General features: G+C 62.4%; 20 protein-coding genes. 14 read left to right on the forward strand and 6 right to left on the reverse strand.

From position 1 onward, the window contains the following. The 5 genes from D7S86_RS15955 (at window position 1) to D7S86_RS15975 (ending at window position 4,727) form a co-directional block, all read left to right on the forward strand. Window positions 1–1,032: a branched-chain amino acid ABC transporter permease gene (locus tag D7S86_RS15955; protein ID WP_121087827.1), complete on the forward strand. Its 1,032-nt coding sequence runs from the start codon at window positions 1–3 to the stop codon at window positions 1,030–1,032. Then, window positions 1,029–1,802, forward strand: a complete 774-nt coding sequence (locus D7S86_RS15960) for an ATP-binding cassette domain-containing protein (RefSeq protein ID WP_121087828.1) — start codon at window positions 1,029–1,031, stop codon at window positions 1,800–1,802. The genes D7S86_RS15955 and D7S86_RS15960 overlap by 4 nt, the downstream gene beginning before the upstream one ends. Continuing rightward, the gene (locus D7S86_RS15965; protein ID WP_121087829.1) at window positions 1,789–2,616 is read left to right on the forward strand and encodes an ABC transporter ATP-binding protein; all 828 of its coding nucleotides are present in this window, start codon (window positions 1,789–1,791) and stop codon (window positions 2,614–2,616) included. The genes D7S86_RS15960 and D7S86_RS15965 overlap by 14 nt, the downstream gene beginning before the upstream one ends. A 104-nt stretch (window positions 2,617–2,720) precedes the next feature. Further along, window positions 2,721–3,359 carry a peroxiredoxin gene (locus D7S86_RS15970; protein WP_121087830.1) on the forward strand — a complete coding sequence of 213 codons (639 nt, stop codon included), beginning with the start codon at window positions 2,721–2,723 and terminating at the stop codon, window positions 3,357–3,359. A 135-nt stretch (window positions 3,360–3,494) separates the two neighbouring features. Continuing rightward, a complete protein-coding gene (locus tag D7S86_RS15975; RefSeq protein WP_121087831.1) occupies window positions 3,495–4,727 on the forward strand; it encodes an ABC transporter substrate-binding protein in 1,233 nt (410 codons plus the stop codon). Window positions 4,728–4,898: 171 nt separating this feature from the next. Here D7S86_RS15975 and D7S86_RS15980 read toward each other — a convergent pair whose 3' ends face one another. From D7S86_RS15980 to D7S86_RS15995, 4 genes are all read right to left on the reverse strand, one after another. Then, window positions 4,899–6,539 carry a GMC family oxidoreductase gene (locus D7S86_RS15980; RefSeq protein WP_158601984.1) on the reverse strand — a complete coding sequence of 547 codons (1,641 nt, stop codon included), beginning with the start codon at window positions 6,537–6,539 and terminating at the stop codon, window positions 4,899–4,901. Window positions 6,540–6,558: 19 nt separating this feature from the next. Then, window positions 6,559–8,040, reverse strand: coding sequence for an aldehyde dehydrogenase (locus D7S86_RS15985; RefSeq protein WP_121087833.1), 1,482 nt, complete (start codon window positions 8,038–8,040; stop codon window positions 6,559–6,561). Beyond that, window positions 8,037–8,756: a class II aldolase/adducin family protein gene (locus D7S86_RS15990; protein WP_240648203.1), complete on the reverse strand. Its 720-nt coding sequence runs from the start codon at window positions 8,754–8,756 to the stop codon at window positions 8,037–8,039. Before D7S86_RS15990 ends, D7S86_RS15985 begins: the two co-directional genes overlap by 4 nt. Before the next feature lie 332 nt (window positions 8,757–9,088). Continuing rightward, window positions 9,089–10,168 carry a porin gene (locus tag D7S86_RS15995; RefSeq protein WP_121087835.1) on the reverse strand — a complete coding sequence of 360 codons (1,080 nt, stop codon included), beginning with the start codon at window positions 10,166–10,168 and terminating at the stop codon, window positions 9,089–9,091. 522 nt (window positions 10,169–10,690) lie between these two features. Between D7S86_RS15995 and D7S86_RS16000 the strand changes: the two genes are divergently transcribed. The 6 genes from D7S86_RS16000 (at window position 10,691) to D7S86_RS30225 (ending at window position 16,666) form a co-directional block, all read left to right on the forward strand. Then, the gene (locus tag D7S86_RS16000) at window positions 10,691–11,491 is read left to right on the forward strand and encodes a sulfurtransferase (RefSeq protein ID WP_158601985.1); all 801 of its coding nucleotides are present in this window, start codon (window positions 10,691–10,693) and stop codon (window positions 11,489–11,491) included. A 64-nt stretch (window positions 11,492–11,555) separates the two neighbouring features. After that, entirely contained in the window at window positions 11,556–12,434 is an 879-nt protein-coding gene (locus tag D7S86_RS16005) for an ABC transporter permease (RefSeq protein ID WP_121087837.1), read from the forward strand. A 26-nt stretch (window positions 12,435–12,460) separates the two neighbouring features. Continuing rightward, window positions 12,461–13,468 (forward strand): ABC transporter ATP-binding protein, encoded by a 1,008-nt coding sequence (locus tag D7S86_RS16010; protein ID WP_240648204.1) that lies wholly within the window; start codon window positions 12,461–12,463, stop codon window positions 13,466–13,468. A gap of 13 nt (window positions 13,469–13,481) precedes the next feature. Beyond that, window positions 13,482–14,240: a dienelactone hydrolase family protein gene (locus tag D7S86_RS16015; protein WP_121087838.1), complete on the forward strand. Its 759-nt coding sequence runs from the start codon at window positions 13,482–13,484 to the stop codon at window positions 14,238–14,240. Between the two features lie 27 nt (window positions 14,241–14,267). Then, window positions 14,268–15,569 (forward strand): Rieske 2Fe-2S domain-containing protein, encoded by a 1,302-nt coding sequence (locus D7S86_RS16020; protein WP_147432356.1) that lies wholly within the window; start codon window positions 14,268–14,270, stop codon window positions 15,567–15,569. Window positions 15,570–15,718: 149 nt separating this feature from the next. Then, on the forward strand, window positions 15,719–16,666 hold the full coding sequence (locus D7S86_RS30225) for an ABC transporter substrate-binding protein (protein ID WP_240648213.1): 948 nt from the start codon (window positions 15,719–15,721) through the stop codon (window positions 16,664–16,666). 132 nt (window positions 16,667–16,798) lie between these two features. Here D7S86_RS30225 and D7S86_RS16030 read toward each other — a convergent pair whose 3' ends face one another. Beyond that, window positions 16,799–17,668, reverse strand: a complete 870-nt coding sequence (locus D7S86_RS16030) for a TauD/TfdA dioxygenase family protein (protein ID WP_121087841.1) — start codon at window positions 17,666–17,668, stop codon at window positions 16,799–16,801. Window positions 17,669–17,877: 209 nt separating this feature from the next. Here D7S86_RS16030 and D7S86_RS16035 point away from each other — a divergent pair, with 209 nt between their 5' ends. Continuing rightward, window positions 17,878–18,267 (forward strand): BON domain-containing protein, encoded by a 390-nt coding sequence (locus D7S86_RS16035; RefSeq protein ID WP_121087842.1) that lies wholly within the window; start codon window positions 17,878–17,880, stop codon window positions 18,265–18,267. Window positions 18,268–18,499: 232 nt separating this feature from the next. On the opposite strand, the gene D7S86_RS16040 is transcribed toward D7S86_RS16035, so the two are convergent. After that, window positions 18,500–19,414 carry a LysR family transcriptional regulator gene (locus D7S86_RS16040; RefSeq protein ID WP_121087843.1) on the reverse strand — a complete coding sequence of 305 codons (915 nt, stop codon included), beginning with the start codon at window positions 19,412–19,414 and terminating at the stop codon, window positions 18,500–18,502. A 229-nt stretch (window positions 19,415–19,643) separates the two neighbouring features. Between D7S86_RS16040 and D7S86_RS16045 the strand changes: the two genes are divergently transcribed. After that, a complete protein-coding gene (locus tag D7S86_RS16045; protein WP_121087844.1) occupies window positions 19,644–20,378 on the forward strand; it encodes an SDR family oxidoreductase in 735 nt (244 codons plus the stop codon). 852 nt (window positions 20,379–21,230) lie between these two features. Beyond that, window positions 21,231–21,557, forward strand: a 327-nt coding sequence (locus tag D7S86_RS16050; RefSeq protein WP_147432357.1) for a hypothetical protein, incomplete at its 3' end; no start/stop codon positions are given.

Here is a 21,557-nt window from a genome sequence, read left to right on the forward strand (position 1 = left end):
ATGTCGACTCCGCATTCCCGCACGTTCGCTACGGTTCAATCTCGTGTGCGCCGCCCGACGGTGCCGACGCGCGTTGCCGTGCGCGGCGCGATCTTGCTACTGGCGCTGGCGCTGCCGTTCTGTTTCGGAGGCTATGGCCTCTATGTCGCGGCAAGCGGCGGGCTGATGGCGGTCGGCGCGATGGCGTTGACCGTGCTTTCCGGATCGGCCGGACTGCCGTCGTTGGGGACGGCGGCTTTTCTTGCGATCGGGGCCTTTTCATCGGGCATTCTCGCGACCGAACTCCACCTCGGGCTCGGCTCCGCGGTACTGGTGTCGATCGTGCTGGGTTTTGCGACCGGCGCGCTGGTCGCCGTGTTGACGTTGCGCGTGTCGGGGTTGTATCTGGCCGTCGGCACGCTGGCTTTGCAGCATGTCGTGTCGATCGTCGCCACCGATCTCGATCTGAAGCTGACCTATGCCAGCGGCTTCATGCTCGACGCGCCGCGCATCGCGGGCGTCGCGATCGACTCGCCGTGGCGCTGGTGGGCCTTCACGGCGATCTTGATCGGTGCAGTCTTCGCCTTGTTTTCATGGTTGCAGCGCGGCCACGTCGGGCGCGAATGGGCACTGTTGCGCGCCGAACCGACCGCGGCCGCCGCGCTTGGCGTGTCGTCGGTGCGCGCGCGCCTGACCGTCTTCGCGCTGACGTCGGCCGTCATCGCCGCATCGGGTGCGATCGACGGATACCGGCTCGGCAATGTGCAGGCCACAGGCTACTCGCTGCATGTCGCCGTGACCTATCTCACGGTGGTCGCCTTAGGCGGGGCGGGGCGATTGAGCGGTGCGATCGTGGCGTCGTATGTGGTCGTGGTGTTGCCCGACGCGATCGCCGCCGCGTTGCGTGCGGTCGGCATCGACGCGACCTCTCATCTCGCAGGCATCGACAATATGCTGTTGGGGGCGATTCTGGTGATCGCACTGCTCGACGGACCGAAGCGTATCGCTCGCGCATTGCGCAGGGCGCCGAGCGATGACGGGAGGCATGCATGAGCGGGCAGGCATGGCTTGAGGTCGAAAATTTGGCCATCCGGTATGGCGCGGATCGCGCGGTCGAAGACGTCTCGTTCGCGCTCGGTCGCGGCGAAAGTCTCGTGCTGGCGGGCAGTAACGGCGCCGGCAAGACTTCCGTGCTGGGCGCGTTGGCCGGCCTGGGCGTCCACCGTCAACGGCTGACAGGGCGGATCCGCTTGAACGACGTCGATCTGCCCTATGGCGACGTCCGGGCGCGTATCGCGCATGGCGTGCGTCTCGTGCCCGATCGCGAAAAGGTGTTTGGTTTGTTGACGGTGGCGGAGAATCTGCGCATCGGCGCTGCGCGTGCGCGCAGCCGCGATATCGGGCTCGACGATGTGCTCGGCTGGTTTCCGCGCCTTGGCGAACGCAGCGCCTCGCTTGCCGGCAATCTCTCGGGCGGGGAGCAGCAGATGCTCGGTATCGGCATGGCGCTGCTCGGGGCACCGCAACTGCTGTTGCTCGATGAACCGACGCTTGGACTCGCGGTTCCCGTGATCGAAGATCTTTGCGAACGGCTTGCGCGTTTGCGCGCGGAAACGGGCTTGTCGATCATCGTGGCCGAATCGGATTCGCAATGGTTGTGCATGCTGGCCGAGCGCGCGCTCGTTCTGGATCGCGGGCGGTTGCTGCGCCGTTACGACAGCCTCGCAGCGTCAGATCTCGATGATATTCATGACGTGATGCTCGGACTCGGATCGAGCCGAAGCGCGCGTCAATCCGCGCGAGAAACCCATGTCTTACCTTGATGCATCGCTCGGTACGGCGCGGCCTGCGCTGCGTCTGAATCGCGTCAATCTGGCGTTCGGCGGCTTGCAGGTGCTGCGCGACGTCTCGTTCACGCTGTACGAGGGCGAAGTGCTCGCCTTGATCGGTCCCAACGGCGCCGGAAAGTCGGCGCTATTGAACTGTATCGGCGGCATATACACAGCGGCGGCGGGAAGCGAGATTGTGCTCGGCGAGACACGTATCGACCCGCTCGCGTCCCATCGCATTGCGCGCCTCGGCATCGGTCGCACGTTCCAAGGTCTCAAACTCGTGCGAGAGCGCAGCGTGCTCGACAACATCCTGCTTGGCTGGACACCGCTGTTTAGTCTGAGCGCGCTTGGCAGTCTGGTCTTCCCCGTGCGCGCGCGTTTCGAGGAACGCAGCGCCCGCCAGCGCGCACATGCGATCGCCGAACTATGCGGCTTGGAGGACGCGCTGCATACGCCCGTCGCCGATCTGCCGCTTGGCGTGCTGCGTCGCGTGGATCTGGCTCGCGCCCTGGTGCGTGAGCCCCGCATATTGCTGCTGGACGAACCCGCCTCCGGGCTCAGTCATGACGAACGTCCGCTGATCGGCGAGATGGTGCGTATCGCGCGCAGTCGCAAGGGACTGTCCGTTTTGTGGATCGAGCACGATCTCGATCTCGTGCTTTCGCAAGCGCAGCGCGCGATCGTGCTGCATCACGGCGCGGTGGTCGCCGCCGATGATCTGCGGCGCGAGGGCGCGCGCGCGCGATTGCTCGACGCATATCGACGCGGCGCGCCGCAACAGACCGCAGAATCCGGCGCGGCTTGAGCCTGCATGGACTTTATTCATTGATCGACGCGCGACTTTCCCGGTCCGTCGTTCGGTTTCGATCCCGGCGACCTTCGTCGCCGCAACACGTAAAGGAGCACTGCATGACACTTCGCCTTGGCGACACCGCCCCCGATTTCGAACAACAATCGAGTACGGGTCCGATCCGTTTCCATGACTGGCTCGGCAGCAGTTGGGGCGTGCTGTTTTCGCATCCGGCCGATTTCACGCCGGTATGCACCACGGAGCTGGGTCTGACGGCAAAGCTCCAGGACGAGTTTGCCAAGCGCAACGTCAAGACGATTGCGCTGTCGGTCGACACGGCGCAATCGCATCAGGAATGGATCAAGGACATCGACGACACTCAAGCCGCGCATGTCGGCTTTCCGATTCTTGCCGACGCGGATCGCCGTGTCTCGGATCTGTACGACATGATTCATCCGAATGCGAGCGAGACCTTTACGGTGCGCTCGCTGTTCGTCATCGATCCGAAAAAGAAGGTGCGCCTGATCATCACGTATCCGGCCAGCACGGGCCGGAATTTCGATGAAGTGCTGCGCGTGATCGATTCGCTGCAACTCACCGATAGCCATTCCGTTGCCACGCCGGGCAACTGGAAGCGGGGCGACGATGTCGTGATCGTACCGTCGCTCAAGGATGAAGAAGTCCTCAAGCAAAAGTTTCCGAAGGGCTACAAGGTTGTGCGGCCGTATCTGCGCGTGACGCCCCAACCGGATCTTTGACTGCCTTGAGCCGTGGTGTGTCCGGTGTCCTGCCAAGCGAGCCGTCGCGATGAGCAGGCCCCCTCGCGAGACGTGTCGCGGCCGTCTTCCGGTCTGCGGCACGTCCGCATTGTTTCCCCCTCTCGATCCCTGAACATGATGAAACGAAGGATCCTGCGCGCCGCGCGCATGTCCGCGTCTGCAACGAGTACCGTGCTGGCCGCGCTGGGCATCGTCGGCGGCATGGCGGCGGCCCATGCCGCGACCGGTCCCGAGCCATACCGTATCGGCTATCTGGTGGACGCGTCGGGCTCCGAACAGCAAACGATCAAGCCCTCGCTTGACGGACTCAATCTCTACATCGACCAAGTGAATCGCCAGGGCGGCGTCAACGGACGCCCGGTCGAGATCGTCGTGCGCGATACGCGCAGCGATCTGCAGCAATCGCTGGATGCGGTCGCGAGCCTCGCGCAACTGGGCGTATCCGGCATCGCGGGGATGGGCATTTCGAGCACGCACGGCCCGGTCTATGCGGCCGCGCAACGCGTCGGATTGCCCGTGATCGCGGCATTTCCCGCAACCACACCCGTTGTGCTGCCGCCCGCCAAACCGAATGCCTATGGCGTCGGTCTGGCGTTCAACGTGACCGCGGTCGTGGCGGGTCACTTCGCGCGTCAGGTCAGCCCGCAAGGCAAGCGCCTCGTCTGCGTGGGTTTCGAGTCCGCCGGCTCGATGCTCGCGTGCGCGACGCTCGAAAAGACCGCGCGCGCCGAAGGATTCAGCGATGTCGAAACATTGACCGTGCCGGTCGGACACCTGGATTTCCGTGCTGTCGTCGAGCGCATCAACGCGTCGTCGCCCGATGTGGTCGCCGACTGCTTGAATCGAGCGCAAGTCGCGGCGTTCTTGCCTGCGCTCACGCATTCGAATTATCACGGCGTGTTCTTGTCGATGGACTCGGCTATCGGCGACGCCGTGTTGCGCGACGCGACGCCGGCCGGCTCGGGTACGACCGTCTATAGCTACGGTCGCTATGTGACCGGGAGCGACGGCACGGGACCGCAGGTCGATGCGTATCGACGCGCGGTCGCGGCCGCCGGCCGCGGCGCGCCGAGTTCAAGTCTGGCCGCGGGATGGACCATGGGTCTCGTCATCACGGATGCGCTCAAGCGTTGCGCAGGCGCATGCGACGCGCAGCAATTCAATGCCTCGCTCAATCATGTCGACGTCGATACGGGCGGATTGACCGGCGAGCCGGTGCGATTCACGGCCACGGATCACTACGGACCCAGCGCCTATCGGCTCTATCGATACGATGCCGAGGCTCAGCAGTTCTCGAGCGTCGGCGACTGGGTTCACGTGGACAGCAGCGGCCGGCTGATACCGTGATGCGTCAGCGGCGCGGATCGCGCAACGGGGTCTGCCGTCGATGATGGCAGGCCCCGTTGTTCCACTGGGACGATACGGGCCGTTGTCGCGCCTGAACGCCCGTTTATCGATGTCGAGGCAACCGGCGCGCATCGCATGAAAGCATGCGCGCCGATGCGCTCGACTCCTCGCTCAGCGCTGTGCCGCGGACGCCATGATCAGCGAAGCGCCCTTCTCGGCGATCATGAGCGTGGCGGCATTGGTATTGGCCGACACGATGCGAGGCATCACCGAAGCATCGACGATACGCAGGCCCGCCACACCGTTGACGCGCAGTGCGGGATCGACCACGGCAAGCGCATCGCTGCCCATGCGGCACGATCCCACGGGATGGTGCACCGAGTCGCCTTTTCGTTTGCAGAACGCCAGCAATGCATTGTCGTCGCGCAGATTCGGTCCCGGCGCAAGCTCGATCAGGCCGTAGGACTGCAAGGCCGGTGCGGCGAAGATCCGGCGCAACTTTGCAATGCCCGCCAGCAAGGTTCGCTGGTCGTCTTCGTGCGCGAGATAGTTGCCGACGATGTCAGGCGCATCGTGCGGGTCGAGTCCGCTCAGATGGACGCTGCCCAGCGAGCGAGGCTGGGTCGGATAGACGATCGCCGTCACGCCGGCCTCGCGCGTGAAACGCCGCGGATGTGTAGCGGGATCCAGTGCGCCGGGGGCGAAGAAGATCTGCAGATCGGGGCGTGTCAACGCCGGCGTCGAGCGGACGAAACCGCCCGCCTGCATCGCATTGAATGCAAGCAGACCGTCGCGGCGCAGTGCATATCGGAGCACCTGCAAGGGCAAGCGCCAGCCGCGCCCCAGCGCATTGAGGGTTTGACCATGGCGTACCCGCATGACGACCGGCGACTGGTAGTGATCCTGCACATGCTCGCCGACCTGCGGCGCATCGACGCGGACTGGTAGCCCGAGCTTCGCAAGGCGTCGCGCGCCGCCGATACCGCTGCGTTCGAGCAGCAGGACATTGCCGACGGTTCCCGCGCACAAGATCACTTCGCGATGCGCGCGTACGATCTGTGCGGACGGACTCGCCGGCGTATCGCCTCGGGCGGACTTGACGTGCATGGCGATGCCGGCGACGCGCGTTCCTTCGAACACGAGCTCGCGCACCGTCGTGAGCGTCGCGATATGGAGGTTGGGACGTCGGCGCGCTCGGCGCAGATACGCTGTTGCAGCGCTTTGTCGACGCCCGCGATGCACGGCCTGAAAGTAGTATCCGGCGCCTTCCTGCTCGCCCGCATCGAAATCGGTATTGAGCGGGATGCCTGTTTCGTGCATCGCCTTGACGAATGCATCGGAGGCCGGATGACGCTGCGTGCGCGACAGACGCACCGGGCCGTCGCCGCCCCGAAATTCGCTCGCCCCGTCGGGGTGCGTCTCGCTGCGGCGGAAATAGGGGAGCACGTCGTCCCAACTCCAGCCCGTGCATCCCGCCGCGGCCCAGCCGTCGTAATCGTCGCGATGTCCGCGCACGTGCACCATGGCGTTGACGCTGCTCGACCCTCCGAGCACGCGGCCGCGTACATAGTCGATGGTGCGGCCGTCGAGGCTGCGCTCCGGCCGCGTCTTGTAGTCGAATATCACGCGCGGATCGAAGGCGACCGAATTGAATCCCGCCGGTACATGGAGCAGCGGCAAATTGTCGGGCGGCCCGTCCTCGACGAGCAAGACGGTGTAGCGTGCGTTCTCGCTCAGACGGTCGGCCAGCACGCAGCCCGCGGTACCCGCGCCGACGATGATGTAGTCATAGTGTTCGTGCGCGTTCTGCATGAGGATTCCAAGCGAGCGTTCAGCCCAGCAAAAAGGGATCGCGCGCGCGTCCCTCGAGTTCGGTCCAGATCGTTTTGACTTCCTGAAACTCGGCCAGCCCGGCATGGCCGTTCTCGCGACCGATGCCGCTATGGCCGAAGCCGCCGAAGGGTGCGAAGGGACCGACCGTGCGATACGCATTGATCCAGATGCTGCCCGCGCGCACGCGCAGCGCCACGCGATTGGCGCGTCGCACGTCTTCCGTCCAGATGCCCGCGGCGAGTCCGTATCGGGTGTCGTTGGCAAGCGCGATGGCGTGCGCTTCGTCGTCGAATGGAATCACGCTGAGCACGGGACCGAACACTTCGTCTTGCGCGATGCGCATGTCGTTGCTCACACCGGTGAGCACCGTGGGTTCGACGAACAGGCCGCCCTGGGCAGCGGGCTTGCCGCCATAGGCGATGCGCGCGCCTTCCGATGTCGCGTCGGCGATCAACGCCAGGATTTTTTCGTATTGCGGTCGGGTGGCCACGGGTCCCATCTGCGTCTCGGGATCCGTCGGGTCGCCGAGTCGGATCGAACGCGCACGCTCGACGATCGCCTCGACGAGCGGTCGCTCGATCCCCCGCTGCACGAGCAGCCGTGAGCCGGCCATGCAAGTCTGGCCGGTTGCCGCGAAGATGCCGGAAATCACACCGTTGGCCGCGAGTTCGATATTGGCATCGTCGAAGACGATTTGCGGCGACTTTCCGCCGAGTTCAAGCGATACGCGCGTAAAGTTCCGCGCCGCGGCTTCGGCGATCGAGCGTCCGACGGCATCGGAACCGGTAAACGCGAGCTTGTCGATGCCGGCATGCGCGACCAGCCGCTCGCCGACGCGACGTCCGCCCGTGACGACATTGAACACGCCGGGCGGAAGTTGCGCCTCGTGGATCAGTTCGGCGAAAGCGGCGGTGGAGACCGGCGTATGTTCCGACGGCTTCACCACGAATGTGCAGCCTGCCGCGAGCGCCGGAGCGAGTTTCCAGAGCATCAGCAGACCCGGCGAGTTCCAGGGCGTGATGGCCGCCACCACGCCGACCGGCTCACGGCGCGTGACCGCCGTGAAATTGGGCTTGTCGCTCGGCAGGACGGCCCCGATATCGCTGACTGCGAGCCCTGCGTAGTAGTACAGCCATTCGGGAAGATACCGCCATTGACCGAGCATCTCGCGATAGAGCTTGCCGTTGTCGGTGCTTTCGATGCGCGCGAATTTTTCCGCGTCGCGTTCGATCAGGGCGGCCAGGCGGCGCAGCACGGCCGCGCGTTGTTGAGGCGTATAGCGCGACCAGGGTCCCGTATCGAAGGCGCGTCGCGCCGCATCGACGGCGTGGTCCACGTCGGCATCGCTCGCCTCGGGCACGCTTGCCCATGGCGCACCGGTATAAGGATTCACGCTGACGAGACGCGCATTGTCACCCGTGCCGTCGCTGAACTGTCCGTCGATGTAGAGATGAAACGCCTGCAGCGTGTCGGTTGTCATTGTTCGAAGGCCGGATCGAGTTTGCGAGCCTGCGCGAGCAGTGCGCCCCAGTCGCGGCTATGCTCGGTGATGGTCGTCAGATACTTTTCCACTTGTGCGGTCGCATAGGCGATCACATCGTCAGGCGGCACGATCAACTGATCGACGCCTCCGGCGCTGAGCGCCGCGACTTGGGCACGGCAGGCGAATTCGAAGTTGTGGTGCTCGACATACGCTTCCGGAACCGTCCGTCCGCAGATCAGGGCGCCGTGGTTTTGCATCACGAGAAACAGCTTGTCGCCGAGACTGGCGGCCAGATCCTTGCGGCTCTCGAAGTCGAATTCGAAGCCCGCGAAGCGGTGATAACCGGTCCGGCTATAGACGCGCAACGCGTGCTGGTTGAGCGGAAGCAGGCCGATTTTCTGCATCGAAACGGCCAGATTGGCCGTGGTATGCGTATGGAAAACAGCCTGAATATCGGGGCGGGCCTCGAACACGCCCGCATGAATCACTTGACCGCCGCGGCTGACGGCGTCGGCCGAATCGCTGATCTTGTTTCCCGCGAGGTCGTATTTGAGCAGCGACGAGGCCGTGACCTGTTCGAAGAGTTGCCGCTCGCCCTTGACCAGGTAGCGGTCGGGTTCGCCGGGCACGCGCGCCGATAGATGGTTATACGTGAGGTCGTTGACGCCGGCGACCGCCATCAATCGATAGCTGGCCGCGAGCTGAACGCGCACATGCCACTCCTCGGCGGAAATATGCGACGGACGATGCTGATGTTCGTGGGCTGTCCGTGCGGACGTGGTGTCGGGAGGGGCGAGCTGAGTCATGGTGCCGGGATGTCAGGAAAGGAATGACGCGCCCGATGGTCATGACTTGCAGAAAATCGAAATCATTCGACCCGCTCAACGAACCTCGATGGTGGGCGTTGTGCTCAGGCACGCGCGAGGTCGAATTATTGATTGCTCAATTTCGAAACACAACAAACGTAACGCGATTTGCATATGGGCTCAGCAGATTTGCGATGCAAGTCGAACACGTACCGGCGCGACTTGCATCGGTTCAAGCGTCAGAACGAATGATGGATGCCGATACGCAGGAGCGCCTGATTGGGTCCCGATGACGGCGTATTCAGGATCGTCTCCGACGCGTGATAGTTGCCGGTCGCGTGTTCGTAGGCGGCTTGCACATAGACTTGTGTCGCCTTGGACAGCGAGTAGCGATCGCCGACTGCGGCCTGCGCATAGCGCGTTGCGTTGAGCCACGAAACGAACGAGCCGACGGTCACGGCATTGGCCGGCGCCGTGTACCAGTTGACGCCGAAATCCACGCTGCGCATGCGTCCGGACGTAGTCGGGGTAGCGAGATTGACCTGTGTGACCAGGCCGTGAACGATCACCGACTGACTCACTTGATAGATGGCGGACAGACCGAAGATGTCCTGCTTGGTCAGCAGAACGCTGGCCGCACCGTTGAGCGATTCACCCAGAAAGTTCGTGTAACCGAGCGTCGTGCCGAGCGCGACGGTATGGTTGCGCCAACTGCTGTAGACCGCGGACGCATTCAGCGGTCCCTTGTTATAGACCAGGTCGGCGCCCAATTCGCGCCCGGGCTGCGTGGCATCCGCAAGGCCATACAAGACCGCCCCCGAGAGGCCGTAAAAATCGGGGGATTTGTATTTGAATGAGTTATTGATCGACGAACCGAGAATCGCGATGCCGTCGAGATTGCCCGGATGGACGGTGAATCCCATCAACTCGATGCCGTTGTTCGATGCCGGCATCAGCGTTTCGGTCGTCAAATCGAGTTGGCGGCCCAGTGTCACGGTGCCGAAGTCGCCGCCCAGTCCCACGTACGAGAAGTAGCTGAATGCGTCGCCCGCGACGTTGGCGGTTCCGTTCGCCGACGAATACCCTTGCTCAAGCGCGAACAAGGCCTTCAGATTGCCGCCGAGGTCCTCCGTGCCGCGCAAGCCGAAATAATCGGGTACCGACTCCGGACCGACAAACACCTTTTGGGAGCCCGCGGCGTTCGTCGCGTAGGACACCCCCTCATCGATGCTGCCGTAGAGCGAAACGCTGCTTTGGGCGTGTGCAACGATCGAGAACGTGCCGGCGAGCAGCGGGATGGAAATCTTGGTTAGCTTCATTCTTAAGTGTGTGTCGATGAAATTGGCGTGTGGTTTGCGGCGCGTCGCGGAGGAGGTAGCGCGATGTGGCGCGCGTCCGAATCCGCAGCACTGCCAAGCAGCGAGGGGGCATCGAGACGCTCTTCGGACTGCTGCACGCTGCTTGCGCTTGACGCGAACGCATGTGCAATCGACTGAAGTACAGATCGTCGAGGCGAGCGGAGTATCGAATTGCTGCAACTGACGAGTCAACGAACCAAATTCACTAACTTTATTCTGGATTTGCAGGGCGCCTGGTGGCCGAAGACGGCGCGGCAGGCGCTCGCTCAGGCTGGGTAAGGGCTTCCGTAAATTGCAGAAAATTGAAACTGTTGATTGAAGGCGAGCGAAAGTCGACCTTTCAAGTGTTGCAGGCTCGCAAACCTGCGGGTACGAGATTTCGATAGCAGCGTTTGTTATTTCGGGCCGCGATGGTGGCGTGCCTATACTTTCGAAATTCTGAAACCTACAGATGCACTGACGCAGATGAATACGGATTTCCTTGTGGACGAGCCTTGGGTCGCGAAGCATCTCGACGATCCCGCGATCGTTTTTCTCGACGTGCGCGAGGCGACGCAATTCTGGGCCGCGCACCTTCCCGGCGCACGTCACTTCGACGTCACTCAGTTTTCGCACTACGACACGTCGGAGGCGGGGCTCGCCTTGCTGGCTTCGCAATTCGGCGCGCTGTTTTCGCTACTCGGCCTCGATGGTGAAGAACACGTCGTCGTGTACGAGTCGAAATCCGAATCGCGCGCCGCGCGTGCGGCGTGGTTGCTTGAATACCTCGGGCACGAGCGCGTTTCTCTGTTCGACGGTGGCTTGGGCGCGGCGCCGAATATCGCGCTGGACTCGACAGCACGTGCGTTCAAGCAGAAGTGGTTCAGAGCCAAGCCGCAGCCCGAGCGCGTCGCGGATGCGCAGGAGATCGTCCGTCGCCTTGACGAACCCGGTCTGCGCATTCTGGACGCGCGCCGCGCGGCCGAGTATTTCGGCGAAGAAAAGCGCGCGAAGCATGCGGGCACGATTCCAGGTGCGCGACATCTGAACTACGTCGACAACATCGACGCGGACGGCCGATTCAAGCCCGTGGCGCAACTGCGCGCGCAATACGAGGCATTGGGCCTGACGCCCGACGACGAGATCGTGACGTTTTGCGGAGGTGGCGTGCGCGCCGCGCATACGTACTACGCGCTGCGGCTCGCCGGCTTCGGCCGGGTCCGTAACTACACGGGTTCATGGGGCGAATGGGGCAATCGAGACGACTTGCCGATTGAACGCCCCGTGCGCGCGTCGAAAGGCTGAGCGCGTGTTTGACGCGCAGCCTGCCGATGTCGACGGCCTATGTCCCCATTCGTCACGATGACTCATGAGCCTGAGTTCCCGATCCTTTTCCGATAGCGAGCCGCCGCGCGCGCCAACGTCGCCGAGCGCGGCGCCGACGTCGACACGCCTCGCCTCGCGTGGCCTGCCTCGTCAAGAAGCCCGAGCCGCGGCCGACGATCCCGCGCGCGTCAATCTCGGCCGCGCCGTATTTGCCGTGCTCGTGATCGGTCTCTGGGAGGTCTCGGCGCGCTGGCTGTTCGACCCATTCTGGATCGGGCAGCCTTCGGCGATCGTCATGCGCTTGTGGTCGCTGCTCGAATCAGGCGATCTGTGGTGGCATTCGATACCGACGATCGGCGAAGCCGTGGCGGGCCTGGCGCTCAGCTTGATCGTCGGTATTCCGATCGGTCTCGCGTTCGCACTCAATCGTTACGTGCAGCGCGTTCTCGAACCGTTTTTTCTCGGTCTCTACAGCATCCCTCGCATCGCGCTCGCGCCGCTGTTCATTCTCTGGTTCGGCGTGGGTCCGATGTCGAAGATCGTGATGGCATTTTCGCTGGTCGTGTTTGTCGTCATTCTGAACACGTACGAGGGGATGCGCGGCGTGGACCCCGAATTGATCGACATGATGCGTGCGATGCGAGCGTCGTACGGCTACATCCTGCGCAAGGTCCTGTTGCCGGCGATTGTCCCCTGGATCTTCGCGTCGATTCGCGTCGGCGTGGGTCTTGCGCTGATCGGCTCGGTCGTGGGAGAGCTGATCGGATCGAATCGCGGTCTCGGATGGTATGTCGAGTGGGCCGCCGGACGTGTCGACATTACGGGTGTCTTTACAGGCCTCGTTCTGCTGATGGTCGCCGGCATGTTGCTCAACGAGGCCGTCAAGCTCGTCGAGCGCCGGGTCTTGCGCAAGCGGTACTGAACACGGCGCAGACCGCCGCGTGCGCCATGCAACCCGTCGCGGCGAGTCCCCGGCGGGAGACCTTTCTTCAATACCGTGTCGAGCGGCGGTCTCAACGAGATCGTCGTCTCCGCCGCAACCCTAACGTCACAGACCTGAGTACCTTGATGAGTAGCGACGCTCATATAGATTCGCGAAGCAGCACCCATACGGCGAGCGGCATCGAGCCTGTCGATCGCATCTTTCGTGAAGAGGCCGTGGTCCGGATTACCGACGTGTCGATGCGTTATTCGGGATCGGAATGGGCCCTCTCGAACGTCGACCTGGACATCGCCGAAGGCGAATTCGTCTCGATCGTCGGGCCGAGCGGATGCGGCAAATCGACGTTGCTCAAGCTGATCTCGGGATTGGAATTGCCTTCTGCGGGCCACGTTGCCGTGCGCGGCCGGCGCGTGGACCGTCCGCTGTCCGGCATCGGTTTCATGTTTCAGCGCGACGCGCTGCTGCCATGGGCCACGGTGGCGGAAAACATCGAGGTCGGCCTCGAATGCGGCGGATATCCGAAGTCGCAATTCGATTCCCGCATCGATGAGCTGCTGGGCTTGACCGGCTTGCAGCGGTTTCGTAACGCCTTTCCGAGGCAATTGTCGGGCGGCATGCGACAGCGTGTGGCGCTTGCGCGCATTCTGGCCTACGCGCCCGACATCTATTTGATGGATGAACCCTTCGGCGCGCTCGATGCGCAGACCAAGGTGGTGATGGGACAGGAACTGATGACGATCTGGAGTCGTGCCGCGCACAAGAGTGTGGTGTTTGTGACGCACGACATCGAGGAGGCCGTGAGCTTGTCGGACCGCGTCGTCGTGATGGGCGGCCGACCCGGACGTATCCGCACCGAATATCGCATCGATCTCGAACGACCGCGAGATGCGCGCGAAGTGCGCAGGCAGCCGCGCTTTCACCGCTATGTCGACGCGATTTGGAACGACATCATGTCCGAAAACCTTGGCGGCGGCGCGGAGCCGGCCGCGAGCGCAGTAATGGGAACGCACTAAAGGAAACGCACGCATGACGCAACACCATCTTGCCCTCGGTACCGGCGGCGATGCCGGTTTTACGGGGTATTTCCGGTCCGGCGTCGTGAGCGGCGATGCAGACCACAGCCACGACGACACGCCGAACGCCAGCAGCGCTGGCCGTGCTCGACGCCCGGCGTTGATCGTGCTTCAGGAGATCTACGGTGTAAACGATGAAGTACGGCGTGTGGTCGACGCGTATGCAGCGGTCGGCTTCAACGTGCTCGCGCCCGACTTGCTATGGCGCGTCAAACCCGGACTCGTATTCGACTACGCCGAGCGCGATGCGGCGCGCGAAGCGATCGGCCGGCTCGATACCGCGCAGATCGCGCTCGACATCGAGCAGAGCGCGCGCGTGCTTGCACAGCACGGCGCCGGCAGCGACCGCATCGGTATTCTCGCGTTCGGATGGGGCGGACAGCACGCGTTGTCGGCCGCACGAAACCAGGGCTTTCACGCTGTCGCGAGTTACTACCCCGGTAGCCTCGCACCGCACATCGATACCGCGGCGCAGATCGAGGCGCCGCTGTTGTTTCATCTCTCCACGGTCGACTTCCGCACGCCGCTCGAATTGCGCGGCGATCTGCGGCGTGCGCTCGCCCAGCGAGACGACGTCGAGATTTATTCGTACGGCGATGTCGATCACGGCTTTGCCAACCAGGCGCGTCCTGAATATGCGCGCGCCGCGGCGACGCTTGCGGATGCGCGTACGGTCGACTTTCTCAAGCGCCATCTCGAGCGATCGGTATGACGCCCGCGAATGGCATAGGAGTGTGCGGTGCTGAGTCAAGAAGATAACGAAACACTGACGCGAGTCGGAGAAGGCTCGCCGATGGGCGCGCTATTGCGTACGCATTGGCATCCCGCGGTACGCGCCGAGCGTCTGATCGCCGACGGCGCGCCCGTGCGTGTCCGTCTGCTTGGGCAAGATTTCGTCGCGTTTCGGGCGACCGATGGCCGCGTGGGTTTTTTCGACGAGGCCTGCCCGCATCGCCGGACTTCGTTGGCGCTTGCGCGTAACGAAGGGAATGGTTTGCGCTGCATTTTCCATGGCTGGAAGTTCGATGTCTCCGGCAAGACGGTGGACATCCCCACCGAACCGCCGCATCGATGCGCGGCATTGATGCGCGATGTGCCGCTGCGGCACTATCCGGTACGCGAGCGGGGCGGGGTGATCTGGGTCTATCTCGGCGATGCATCCGATGTCGCGCCGTTTCCCGATTTCGAATTCACCGCGTTGCCCGATGCGCATGTCGAGGTGCGCGTTGCGATCGTGCATTGCAACTGGTTTCAGGGTCTCGAAGCGGTGCTCGATTCCGCTCATCTGGGTGTCCTGCATCGCGGGCAACTCGATCGCAAGGACACCGGTCACGTTGCGTTGACACAAGGCGTGGCGACGAATTTCTCACTGGCGTCCCGCCATACGTCGCCGCGCTTCGAAATAGCGCCGACCGCTTACGGGTTCAGGGAAGCCGCGTTGCGCGAACTCGACGATGGGCAGACCTTCGCCAAGATTCGCGAATTCGTCGCGCCTTACTACTCGTTTCTGCCGGGCTTTCCGGAAATTCAGAGCCGTCGCATGCTCGTCGCGGCCGTCCCCATCGATGACGAATGGTGCGCGCAGTGGTGCATCTATTATCGATTGGACCAGCCGTTCGAAGACGGCGAGATCGAAGCGCGCTGGCAAAACGCGGGACCCGACAAGAACAACTTCTACGACCGTCGCGAAGGGCCGTCGACCCACTGGGGCCAGGATCGCGCGGCGATGGCGGCCGGGCATTTCAGCGGCTTCCCGGGACGTCATATCTATGAGGAGGATTTTGTCGTCCAGGAGGCCATGGGCCCCATCGTCGATCGCACGCGCGAATACCTGGGCTCCAGCGACAAAGTCATCATCCATACGCGCCGCGCGATGATCGGTGCGGCGCGTGCGCTGCAGGCGGGCCGGCCGGGATGGGGGCGGCCGTCGTCCGACATCGACTATCGCGCGATCCGCGCCTGCGCGGTGTTCTTGCCGCCGGGGCAAGCCTGGCAGGGCGTGGATGCGCGCATCTTGGGCCCGAATCAGCGCACGACCTGAACGCGCGCGTTCAGACGCTCGATGCGCGCGAGCCACGCAGCAGATTGGCTCGCACCGCAAAACGCATGACAACCATGAGGAATCCACTAGTGAACAGGCATCGTCGCGCTCGAAACATATTGACCCGCTGGACCGCACGTCCTTTGCGAATGGCTGCCGTCGTCACGGCTTTGGGTGGTGCGCTGCTATGCGGCGACGCGTTTGCACAAACCCATGTCCGCATCGGCCTGATCGGCACGAACGAATCGCAATTGCCCATCCTGATTGCGATCGACAAGGGCTATTTCAAGGATGAGCATCTCGATGTCGAAACCGAGAATTTCAGCGGGGGCGGCGTCGCCGTGCAGGCATTCGTGGGCGGCTCCATCGATCTGGCGTCGTTTGCGACGGACCACGCTTTGCTGTTGAACAGCCGCGGAACGCAGACGCGCTTTCTGATCGGCATCGACCGCTACATCACCCATACGCTCGTGGTGCCCATCGGCAAGGGCTATGTCGGATTGGCGTCGCTCAAAGGCAAGAAGATCGGTGTCACGGCGCCTGCGAGCTATTCGGATAACGTGTTGCGATGGTCGTTGCTTAAAGCCGGTATCAATCCGGATCGCGACGTGACGATCGTTTCCGTCGGTGATGGCAACACGGCCAAGGCCGCGCTTCTATCGGGCCGCGTCGATGCGGTGATGGCTTCGACCCCCGATGTGCTCGACTATCAAATCAACGATCCCGGCAAAACCGAAATCCTCTATGACTGGCGCAAGATTCCGCATTCCGGCCAGGCCGTCATTGGATTGCAGAAGTGGATCACGGCCCATCCGGACGCTGCGCGAGGCGTGGCGCGTGCCGTCTTGAAGGCTGAGCAAACGGTTCAGACGGATCCGGACGAAGTGCGCAAGATCATTCGCAAGCAGTTTCCCAATCAGACCGATGCGTATATCGACGCTTACGCGAAGATCGTCCCGGATTTGCTGTCCAAGGATGGTCGCATTTCGAAAGGCGGCTATCTGAAGATGGTCGAAATCATGCAAACGATCGAGCCGTCGGCGAAGCCGATCGATCAGTCGCAGGTCGATTTGACGGATCAGTTATTGGGCCGCTGAGATCGGTCGGCGAAGATCGGGAGCACGACGCTAAAAGGCTCGATCCGCGTGTGCGGATCGAGCCTTGGCGACCGAGAGCGTGTTATCCGATCGCGGCCTCGGCCATCACGAGCCATCGCCGACGATCGAGCGTCATGCGACACAGGCGCGGAGAAACACGCGCTGCGCCTGCGCGAAGTCGCCGATTCCTCGATGCTGCAGCGTCCGGTTATCCCAGATCACGAGTGCGCCGCTTTCCCACTGGTATCGCGCTTCGACTTCGGGAGACTTGATGCTCTCGAACAGAATCGTCAGCAGGCTCTGACTCGTGGTGCGGGACACGCCCTTGATATAGGCCGTGTACGACTCGTTGACAAAAATCTGCTTGCGCCCGGTGATGGGGTGCCGGCGGACGAGCGACGTTTCGATCGGCGGATGCGCGGCACGTTGGCGCGAGGCTTCTTCGACGTCATCGAAGCGATCGATCACATGACCCGTTGCATCCCAGTAGTGCACGGCGGTGAGGGTTTCGATATACGCCGCGAAATGCGGGTCGAGCAATTCGTAAGCGAGCGCGGCGTTGCTGAACAGCGTATCGCCGCCGAACGAAGGGACGTTCTGACCGAACAGTGCGGTCAGCGCCGGAGGATTGGGCCGAAAGGCCTGATCGATATGCCAGATGTAGTTGCGCGCGTTTCTCTTGCTGGTCGAGTCGACGATGTTCGCTTGCCCGTTTTGCGTTGCGGCCGGTGTTTTCGGACCGCCGTACAGCGTCACGTCCCCGAAGTTGTCGAGAAACTCCGTGAAGTTCTCGGCCGACAGGATGCCGGGTGCGAATGTGAGCAGACCGTGATCGAACAAGGCTTGACGAAGCGCGTCGAGCGTCTTTGGCTCCAGCGGGCCGCCGGTGTATTGCAGGCCGGAGACGGCGGCGCCCAGCGCGGGCCGCCACTTGCGGATCTGAACACTTTCTGAATTTTGAAACTGAATCGAAGCGGGGAGTAATTCGGGCAGGGAAGTCATGATGTCGCTTGTGACGTTTTATCGCGGATCCGTCGAATCTTAGTCACTTATCGAGCGGCTTAAAACAGGGGATTTTGGCTTTCCTTATATCGGCTATTGCTTTGTGTTGTGGCCGTGTCCATGCGATTCTGTCTCGGCAAGCGATGTCGGCATGCGAGAGGTCTTTGAAACTTTCAAAAAATGACAAGTATTCGAATAAGGATTGCACAATGAAGATGCAGCACAGGATATCGACGGCATGCGTTGCAGCGACGCTCTCGCTGTATCTCGTGTTTCCGGCCTTTGCACAGGGTGCCGATGCGGCCTCGACGGCGTCCGCGGATGCAGCCGGAGTCGCGAGTCCGGTCGCGGGATCGAAAAAATCGGTTCGGGCGGCCAATCGCGCGTTTTCCAAAAGGGTGAAGAAGGCCCTAGCTCAGACGAAGGGTCTCGAAAGCGCGTTGATTGTGGTTTTTGCCGATGCGAAAACGGGGGCCGTCACCCTGACGGGGCAGGTCGAGAACGCTGGAGAGGATCGCCTCGCTGTAGAAGCCGCCAAGAAGGTGTCGAACGTGACATCGGTCACAAGCAAGCTCACGCTTAAGACGCAGACCGAGTGATGTCGACGGGGCGTTTGCCGGCTCGTCGCGAACGTATCGTATGGCGTTCGGGCGGCCGGCGTCTCAAGCGGTCGACGGTTGACGAATTTAAAGGAGGCGCATCTTCGTCGACGGTCGTGCCGTTCATCGACGAGTCACCGCGTGCGCGAAGGCTTTAGCGTTTATTTGCTAGCACGGCCTGCACCATCTCATTGCGGGACTGAACGTGATTTCGGTCCCTGTCTCGACAGGATCACGATCGCGTTCGGTCTTCCGAGACCAAGTCGATGAACGCTCGCAACGGCGCAGGCATCAGCCGGCTCGGGAAGTAGAGCAGCGGTCCTTCAAACCGATGCCACCACTCGCTGAGTACCGGTTCCAGCTGACCGCTCTGAATATACGGATCGAGCCAGTTCCCGAACGCACAAATGAGGCCGTGCCCTCTGCAGGCCAGATCGATTGCGGCCGCGGCGGCATCGACGCCGACGATCAGGCGGCTCGAAGGATCGATATTCAAGCGCTCGCCTTCGCGCTCGAATGTCCATTGGGTGAGCGCGCCGCTAGAAAACCGCAAGCGCACGCAGTCATGCTTCAACAGATCCCACGGGTGCCGCGGTATTCCCCGCGAACGTAGATAGGAGGGTGCCGCGGCCACGGCCAGGTGCTGGAACGGCGGCCCTATCGGCACCGCGATCATGTCTTGAGCGAGATGCTCGCGATAACGTATCCCGGCGTCGCAGTCGGCCAAGGTGATATCGACAAGACGATCGTCGACCATGACTTCCACGCGTACGCCCGGATGTTTCGTCAGGAGCCGGTCAATCAACGGGGGCAGGATGTCGACCATCACCGCCCCGGTCACATTGAGCTTGAGACGTCCTCGTACTTCCTGATGCGCGCTCGTGGCGTCGTAAAGCGCAGCCCGGGTCTGCGCGAGAAGAGGGGCGATGCGATCCGCAAGTTTTTTCCCTGCCTCGGTAGGCATCACGCTTCGTGTGGTTCGGGAGAAGAGCGGCACGCCGAGTTGAGCCTCGATCCGCGCAATGGTTTCGCTGACATGCGAGGGCGAGAGACCCAGCAGCTTAGCGGCGGCGCGAAATCCCCCGGATCGACAGACCGCGAGGAAGAGGGATAGATCGTCGAGGGAGGGTTCGGAATTGTTCGCCATAGGGATTCAATCTATCCGAGTTCATTGGCGTGATCAACGTGGCCGTACAGTGCTCGGAGACCGTCGATGTTGCATGAATTCCAGATTCGTTGGGTCGTTTCAATGTCGCGAGGCCGGCGCGCGAGTGTTGTGTATTGTTCGTAAAAGCGAACGGCGTGTTCGAGAAAGCGGGACTTATCACGCGGGGCTATGTCAACGACCATCCTGCTTTCGAACGGAGGCTACCGGGATGGAACAGCGTAAAAAGCGGGTCGCACTTGTCACGGGCGCGAACAAAGGCATCGGCCTCGAGATCGCGCGTCAGCTCGGGCGTGCGGAGGTGACGGTATTGATCGGCGCCAGAGACAATGACCGAGGCCGGGCGGCGGTCGATCGGTTGCGCCAAGAAGATCTGGACGCCTGGTTCGTGCCACTCGACGTGACCGATGAAACAAGCGTGCGCAATGCTGCCGCATGCATCGCCGCCGATCACGAACGGCTCGATATCCTGATCAACAACGCCGGCGTGAGTGATGCAAACGATGGTCCGCCGAGCACCGGATCCATCGCAAGCGCGCGTCGGTTGATCGAGACCAATTTCCTCGGTGCTCTTGCCGTGACTCAAGCGATGCTGCCATTGCTGCTTCAGTCGTCCAATGGGCGCATCGTCAATATGTCGAGCACGCTGGGTTCGCTCACTGGAAATGGCGATGCATCGTCCGAGTTCTACGGTGTACGTCTGATCGGCTACAACGCTTCAAAGGCTGCGCTCAATATGCTGACGGTGCAACTCGCCGAAGAACTCCGGGACCGCGGCATTACCGTGAACTCGGCGTGTCCCGGTTACGTGAGAACCGATTTAAACGGTAACCGGGGCTATGTCTCGCTTCCCGAGGCGGCAGCGATACCGGTTCGGCTTGCGCTTCTCAGACGGGACGCCCCGACGGGAACATTCCTTGGTGCCGAAGGACACGTGGCCTGGTAGGCATATCGTTTGTGATATCGAGGAGCAGACGATGCGCTCGCGGTTTATTGCGCGGGCCTTGCTTAAGCAAAGAAGACGGCACCACTCGGGACCGATCGAAATGCCGCTGCCGATCTCTAAGGTATGCCTGACGAACATCCGTTGCCGATTCGGCAACGGACGGCCAAGGTGGATTTCGTGTCGGCAGCGACGGGTTGCGGATTCAACGGGTCGAGGCAATACATTGTTCGGGTGGCACTATCGGAACGAGCACGGCTGACGATTTGAGGCTGCGCATGCCGTGCCCGCATGAAATTGATAAACACGCGCAGCTTGCGCGGCATGTGCACCCGGATCGAATCGTAGAGATGGAATCCAGGAAAGCTCGGCCACGAGGGTTCGAGCAGCGCGATCAATTGGCCGTTGCGGAGCTCATCGGCGTCGTTCGAAAAACGGGCTGAGGGGCAAGAGCGGGGTGAGTTGTGCCGGTCGCGTCGGGCGTTTATTGGCCAGGAGCGGCCCGTCATACGAAACGATCGAGGGGCTGCTTCCACGAGCGACGCGGACACTCCGTCTGGCGCATTTGGGGCTTTCGAATCTCCGCACGTGCACATAGCTCTCGCATCCGGACGCCCCCCCACCCGGGTAACCCCCACCTGTTGCATTCAAAACACCCATTCGATTTATTTCGAAAATGTGAGACACCGTGTCATGGCGCGTTTGAAGGATGGGGAATAGTTTTACGCTGCGACGAACTCGGCATGCGACACCTGTGCGGTGTCACATGCCCTCGAATATGAATCGCATGAAATAAGTCACATTGAAGACCTATCGGGGAAGGCTATGGGGTATTTGTCGTCAGTCGGTTCCGGCATGGCGAGCGTGAAGCGCATGGCGAACATGCCCTTGACGCTCGCGTCGCTGTGTCTGCTTCTTAGTGCATGCGGGGGCGACTCGCCGCCGATACCGTCCTATACGATCGGCGGCACTGTCACCGGGCTGGCTGACAACGCGTCGATGAAGCTGCTCGACAACGGAGGTGACGCGCTGACAGTGGCTGCCAATGGCGCTTTCACGTTCGCCACGCCCATCGCGGTCAACCAAGCCTATGCGGTCACGGTCGGTACGCCCCCCCTGTGGCAGAACTGCGCGGTCGCAAACGGCAATGGCACGGCCGCAGCCAACGTGACAAGTGTGGGC

The sequence above is a fragment of the Pararobbsia silviterrae genome (genome assembly GCF_003628125.1).
Classification (GTDB): domain Bacteria; phylum Pseudomonadota; class Gammaproteobacteria; order Burkholderiales; family Burkholderiaceae; genus Pararobbsia; species Pararobbsia silviterrae.